Source organism: Actinomycetospora sp., from assembly GCF_055612215.1.
The window spans coordinates 1-6,231 of sequence record NZ_JBVPVA010000698.1; the positions used below are offsets into that span (position 1 = coordinate 1).

A 6,231-nucleotide genomic window follows, 5' to 3' on the forward strand; every position below is an offset into this window, starting at 1 on the left:
AGGACGATGCCCGCGATGATGCAGAGGGCATACGCCCGCAGCGGGATCGGGCCGACGTGCCACACGCCCTGCGGAGGGCTGGGGATCGTCGCCGGGAGCATCGCTGCGAGCACGGGCCCACGCTATCGGGCGAGGGGACGGCGTTCGGTGAGGGCGGGGCCGGGTCGTGTCCGCAGGCGGCCGGGTCGCCTCCCTCGACCGCGCGCGAGAGGCACTGGGCGCAGGTATCGGGGCTGCCGAACCTGCCGGACGCGCCCCTGATCGTCAGGCGAGCCCGGCCACCGGTCACGAGGGGCACTGGGCGCAGGTCTGGGGGCCGGTTCGCGTGCCTGGCGTGCTGATGATCATGGGAGGGCGGCGCGGGCGCCTTCCCACGTGGGCGCCCCGGGAGTCAGCGCCCGGTGTGGTTGCCGCGCACGCCGGCCGCGAGCTCGCTGGTGAGGCGCGCGACCGCCGCCCGCCCGTGCTCCGCCGCCGAGACCATCGCGGAGCCCACGATCACCCCGTCGGCGAACTCGGCGATCTCGCTCGCCTGGGAGCCCGACCGGACGCCGAGCCCGACGCCCACGGGCAGGTCGGTGTGGCGCCGGACGCGCTCGACCAGCGCCGCCGCCGTGCCCGCCACCGAGTCGCGGGCCCCGGTGACGCCCATGGTGGACGCCGCGTAGAGGAACCCGCGGGTCACCGACGCGGTCGAGGCGATGCGCTGCTCGGTCGAGGACGGCGCGACGAGGAAGATCGGCGCGATGTCGTGGGCGGTGGTGGCGGCGAGCCAGCCGTGCTCCTCGTCGGGCACGAGGTCGGGGGTGATGACGCCGAGGCCGCCGGCGGCCGCGAGGTCCCGCGCGAAGGCCTCCGGCCCGTAGCGCAGCACCGGGTTCCAATAGGTCATGACGACCGCGCGGCCCCCGCGGGAGGCCAGGGTCTCCACGACGGCGAGGGTGTCCCGGACCCGCACCCCGCCCCGCAACGCGGTGTCGACCGCGTGCTGGATGACGGGGCCGTCGAGCACCGGGTCGGAGTAGGGCAGGCCGACCTCGACGAGGTCCGCGCCCGCGTCGAGGGCCTGGGTGAGCAGCCCGGTCGACCCGGCGACGGTCGGGTAGCCGGCGGGCAGGTAGGCGATGAGCGCGGCCCGGGACTCGGCGCGGGCCGTCGTGAAGACCTCGTCGAGCACGGACAGGCCGCCCCGCCGCGCGTCGCTGACGGTCCGGTCCCCCGTCGCGTCGCTCGTCTCCGTCACAGCTCCCGCTCCCCCGCCGCCGCGTCGGGCGAGTCGGGCTCCTCGGTGGGCAGCGAGGCCGGGTCCACGACGTCGAACCAGCGCGCGGCGGTGTCGACGTCCTTGTCGCCGCGCCCGGAGAGGTTGACCAGCAGCGTCGCGTCCGGCCCCAGCTCGCGGCCGAGGCGCACCGCTCCCGCGACCGCGTGGGCCGACTCGATCGCCGGGATGATCCCCTCGGTGCGGCACAGCAGCCGGAACGCGTCCATCGCCTCGGTGTCGGTGACCGGGATGTACTCGGCCCGCCCGATCTCGCGCAGGAAGGAGTGCTCCGGGCCGACGCCGGGGTAGTCGAGGCCCGCCGAGATCGAGTGCGACTCGACGGTCTGGCCGTCCTCGTCCTGCAGCACGTAGGTGAGCGCCCCGTGCAGGGCGCCGACGCTGCCGCCGGTGATCGACGCGGCGTGCCGGCCGGTGTCGACCCCGTCGCCCGCGGCCTCACAGCCGATCAGCCGCACCGCCTCGTCGTCGAGGAACGGGTGGAAGATGCCGATGGCGTTCGAGCCGCCACCCACGCACGCCAGGATCGCGTCGGGCAGCTGCCCGTACTGCTCGAGCACCTGGGCCCGCGCCTCGAGGCCGATGACGCGGTGGAAGTCGCGCACCATCATCGGGAAGGGGTGCGGGCCGGCGGCCGTGCCCAGCACGTAGTGGGTGTTCTCCACGCTGGAGACCCAGTCCCGGTAGGCCTCGTTCAGCGCGTCCTTGAGCGTGCGCGAGCCGGTGGTCACCGGGACGACCTCGGCGCCGAGCAGGCGCATCCGTGCGACGTTGAGGGCCTGCCGCTCGGTGTCGACCTCGCCCATGTAGACCACGCACTCGAGCCCCAGCAGCGCCGCGGCGGTCGCGGTGGCGACGCCGTGCTGGCCCGCGCCGGTCTCGGCGATGACCCGGGTCTTGCCCATGCGCACGGTCAGCAGCGCCTGCCCCAGCACGTTGTTGATCTTGTGCGAACCGGTGTGGTTGAGGTCCTCGCGCTTGAGCAGGACGCGGGCGCCCCCGGCGTGCTCGGAGAGCCGGCGCGCGTCGGTGATCGGGCTGGGCCGGCCCGCGTAGTCGCGCTGCAGCCGGTCGAGCTCGGCGAGGAAGTCCGGGTCGTGGCGGGCCTTGTCGTACTCCGCGGCGACCTCGTCGACCGCGGCGATCAGTGCCTCGGGCATGAAGCGTCCGCCGAAGCGGCCGAAGTGCCCGGTGGCGTCGGGATCGTGGTCGTGGTCGGACAGGCCGTCGCTCGCCCTGGGGAGTCCGCCGGGGCTGGTGGTCATGCTCGGTCCCTCTTCGTGCCGACGGTCGGCGGATGGTGGCGGCTGGTCAGCGGCTGGGCTTGGGGCACGCCGGGTGCGAGCCGGCAGTGACCAGCTGGCGCACCGCCGCGCGGGGGTCGTCGGCCGTGGCCATCGACTCGCCGACGAGCACCGCGTCCGCGCCCAGACCCGCGTAGGTCATGAGGTCCCCGGGGCCGCGCACGCCGGACTCGGCGACCCGCAGGACCTCGCCGGGCAGGCCCGGGGCGAGCCGGCTGAAGATCGTCCGGTCGACCTCGAGGGTGGCGAGGTTGCGCGCGTTGATCCCGACGAGCTTGGCGCCGGCGCGCAGGGCCATGTCCGCCTCCTCCTCGTCGTGGATCTCGACGAGGGCGGTCATGCCCAGCGAGTGGACGCGGTCGACCAGGGCGTCCAGCGCGTTCTGCTCGAGCACCGAGCACATCAGCAGCACCAGGTCGGCACCGTGGGCGCGGGCCTCGTGCACCTGGTACGTCCCGACCACGAAGTCCTTGCGCAGGACCGGCACGTCGACCGCGGCGCGGACCTCGTCGAGGTCGGTGAGCGAGCCCTCGAAGAGGCGCTGCTCGGTGAGGACGCTGACGACGCGGGCACCGCCCTCGACGTACTGGCGCGCGAGCTTCGCCGGGTCGGGGATGTCGACCATGTGGCCGCGCGAGGGCGAGGCCCGCTTGACCTCCGCGATGACGCCGATGCCCTGACCCTGCAGCGCGGCGAGCGCGTCCTTCGGTGGCGGCGCCGCGGCCGCGGCGGCCTTGACCTGGTCGAAGGGGACGGCGGCCTCGCGCTCCGCGAGGTCGGCACGAACCCCCTCGACGATCTTCTCCAGGACGCTCACGCGGATGCTGCCCCCGTTCCTCGGGCGATCGTCGGTCGTGTCACCGGGCCTGAAGGACCCCTGGCCGATCCCGCCGGCCGAGTTCGGTCCATGTTAACCCCGGCCACCCTCGGTCCGGTCCGGCGCCCTCCCCGCGGAGGGGCTCGACGGACCCGGGACGTCTGCGGCGGAACCGGACACGCCGGGTCCGGCCCGCGGCGGCGCGGCGGTCGGGTCCTCCCCCGCGTCCAGCGCCTCCCAGAGCGAGCGGTCCTCGTCCGGCGGGCGTTCCCGCGGCCGGCCGGTGGGCGCGTCGTAGCGCGCACCGAGCCGGGGCATGACCGAGCCGCGGGCCGCCGCCAGCGCGCCCACGACCACGAGCAGGGCCCCGCCCAGGGCAGCGAGCAGCGGCCAGACGAGCGTGACCTGCACCCCGAGGGCGCGGCCGGCCTGCCGGGCCGGCGCGGGCAGCAGGGAGGGCGCGGGGGCGACCAGGCCCGACACGGACTGCAGCAGCGCCCACAGCCCGGCCACCCCGACGATGACCCCGACCGCGCGCCGGCCCCAGCCCGAGGTCGCGAGCAGCCCGCCGATCGCCGCGAGGGCGAGCAGCGCCCACGGCACGAGCACCGGCTCGGTGTCCGCGCCGCTCGCCGTGGCGACGACCCGGCCGCGCAGCGGCACGTCCCACGTGGCGGTGAGCCACGTGCCGCGCGAGGCGCCCCAGAGCGCGACCGCCGCGAGGAGCAGCCCGACGACCGCGAGGCCCAGCAGCCGCCCGCCCGGCCGACGGGACGTCGCTCCGGCGGCGCCGCTCACGACCCGCCCCCGCCCACGTGCTCCGGTGTGGCGAGGGTGCCGGCGGTCGCGACCGCGGCCAGGACCGCCCGGGCCTTGTTCGTGGCCTCGGTGTCCTCCGCGACGGGGTCGGAGTCGGCGACGATCCCGCCGCCCGCCTGCACGTGGGCGACGCCGTCGCGCAGCAGGCCGGTGCGGATGGCGATCGCGGTGTCGGCGTCGCCCGCGAAGTCGAGGTACCCGACGATGCCGCCGTAGAGCCCGCGGCGGGTCGGCTCGAGCTCCTCGATGATCTCCATGGCCTTCGGCTTGGGCGCCCCGGACAGCGTGCCCGCGGGGAAGCAGGCGGCGACCGCGTCGAACGCGGTGCGGCCCTCCGCCAGCCGGCCCGACACCGTCGACACCAGGTGCATCACGTGGCTGTAGCGCTCGATGTCGAAGAAGCGGTGCACCTTCACCGTCCCCGGGGCGCAGACCCGCCCGAGGTCGTTGCGCCCGAGGTCGACGAGCATGAGGTGCTCGGCGCGCTCCTTCTCGTCGGCGAGGAGGTCCTTCTCGAGCAGGACGTCCTCCTCGGCGTCCGCGCCGCGCCAGCGCGTCCCGGCGATGGGGTGCGTGGTGGCGACCCCGTCCCGCACCGTCACCAGCGCCTCGGGCGAGGAGCCGACGATCTCGAAGGGCCGGTCCTCGGCGTCGGTGAGGCGCAGCAGGTACATGTACGGGCTCGGGTTGGTGGCCCGCAGGACGCGGTAGACGTCGAGCGCGTCCGCCGAGGTCTCGGACTCGAAGCGCTGGCTGACCACGATCTGGAACGCGTCGCCCGCCCGGATCCGCTCCTTCGCCGTCTCGACCGCCGCGAGGTAGCGGTCACGGTCGAACCGGCGCCGGACGACCGGCGAGCGGCCGGCCAGCGGGTCGTACGACGCCACGGTCGACGGGGCCGGTGCGCCGAGCTCGCGGGTCATCCGGTCCAGCCGGGTCAGCGCGTCGTCGTACGCGGCGTCGGCCCGCTCGGGGCTGTCGTCCCAGTTCACGGCGTTCGCGATGAGGGTGACCGTGCCCTCGTGGTGGTCGAGCACCGCGAGGTCGGTGGCCAGGAGCATGACCAGCTCGGGGATCGCGAGGTCGTCCTGCGCGTGCTCGGGCAGGCGTTCGAGGCGGCGCACCGCGTCGTACCCCACGTACCCGACGAGCCCCCCGGTGAGCGGGGGCAGGCCCGGCAGCGGGTCGGTGCGCAGCCGCTCGAGGGTCTCCCGCAGCACGACCAGCGGGTCGTCCGTCGCGTCGTCCCCCGTGCCCGGCAGGCCGACCGGCGGCGTGCCCGTCCAGTGCGCCCGCCCGCCGCGCTCGGTCAGGGTGGCCGCGCTCTGGGCGCCGATGAAGGAGAACCGCGACCAGGACTCGCCGTGCGCCGCGGACTCGAGCAGGAACGTCCCGGTCCGCTGTCCGGCCAGCTTGCGGTACACCCCGACGGGTGTCTCGTCGTCCGCCAGCAGGCGGCGCACCACCGGGATGACGCGGTGGTGCGCGGCGAGCTCGTGGAACCGTGCGCGGTCGGGCGCCACCGTCCCGAGGGTGATCGGCTGATCGGTCACGGACACGTCGCCCATTGTGGACGCCCCCACCGACAGTCTCGCCCGTCGGCCTCGCGCGGAGGCCTCCGCGGAGGCAGTCAGGAGGCGGCGGCCTCCGTCGGGGCGGGCTCGGCGCGGGTCCGGGCGGCGAACGCGACCGCCCCGATGACCACGGCGCAGCCGGCGAGCTGCCACGTGGTGGGGAACTGTCCGAGCACGAGCATCCCGAGCAGCACGGCGCCGACCGGCTGGAGCAGCAGGATCGACGCGCCGGTCGACGACGGGAGCCGCGCCATCCCGCCCGCGATGAGCACCCACCCCAAGCACTGGCCGATCAGGGCGAGCAGCGCGAGCCACCCGAGCGCCACCCAGCCCGGGGTCAGGTCGACGCCCTCCCACAGCGAGCCCAGGACCAACGCGCTGACCGCCGCGGCCGCGGTCGCCGTCGCGACCGGCCCGGACTTCTCCCCCGGCGCC

At 75.6% G+C, this 6,231-nt stretch carries 6 protein-coding genes and 1 pseudogene; all 7 read right to left on the reverse strand.

Annotated features, from left to right (window positions below):
• Nucleotides 1–101, reverse strand: a pseudogene (locus AC0CYZ_RS19185) (prolipoprotein diacylglyceryl transferase); the annotation flags it as partial.
• 290 nt (nucleotides 102–391) lie between these two features.
• Nucleotides 392–1,183 (reverse strand): tryptophan synthase subunit alpha, encoded by a 792-nt coding sequence (gene trpA, locus AC0CYZ_RS19190; RefSeq protein ID WP_472218216.1) that lies wholly within the window; start codon nucleotides 1,181–1,183, stop codon nucleotides 392–394.
• A gap of 56 nt (nucleotides 1,184–1,239) precedes the next feature.
• Nucleotides 1,240–2,547, reverse strand: coding sequence for a tryptophan synthase subunit beta (gene trpB, locus AC0CYZ_RS19195; protein WP_472218206.1), 1,308 nt, complete (start codon nucleotides 2,545–2,547; stop codon nucleotides 1,240–1,242).
• 46 nt (nucleotides 2,548–2,593) lie between these two features.
• Nucleotides 2,594–3,403, reverse strand: coding sequence for an indole-3-glycerol phosphate synthase TrpC (trpC, locus tag AC0CYZ_RS19200; RefSeq protein WP_472218208.1), 810 nt, complete (start codon nucleotides 3,401–3,403; stop codon nucleotides 2,594–2,596).
• A 93-nt stretch (nucleotides 3,404–3,496) separates the two neighbouring features.
• Complete coding sequence (locus tag AC0CYZ_RS19205) at nucleotides 3,497–4,201, reverse strand: Trp biosynthesis-associated membrane protein (RefSeq protein WP_472218210.1); 705 nt, start codon at nucleotides 4,199–4,201, stop codon at nucleotides 3,497–3,499.
• On the reverse strand, nucleotides 4,198–5,790 hold the full coding sequence (locus AC0CYZ_RS19210; protein WP_472218212.1) for an anthranilate synthase component I: 1,593 nt from the start codon (nucleotides 5,788–5,790) through the stop codon (nucleotides 4,198–4,200). The genes AC0CYZ_RS19205 and AC0CYZ_RS19210 overlap by 4 nt, the downstream gene beginning before the upstream one ends.
• A 62-nt stretch (nucleotides 5,791–5,852) precedes the next feature.
• On the reverse strand, nucleotides 5,853–6,231 hold a 379-nt coding region (locus AC0CYZ_RS19215), incomplete at its 5' end, for an EamA family transporter (RefSeq protein WP_472218214.1).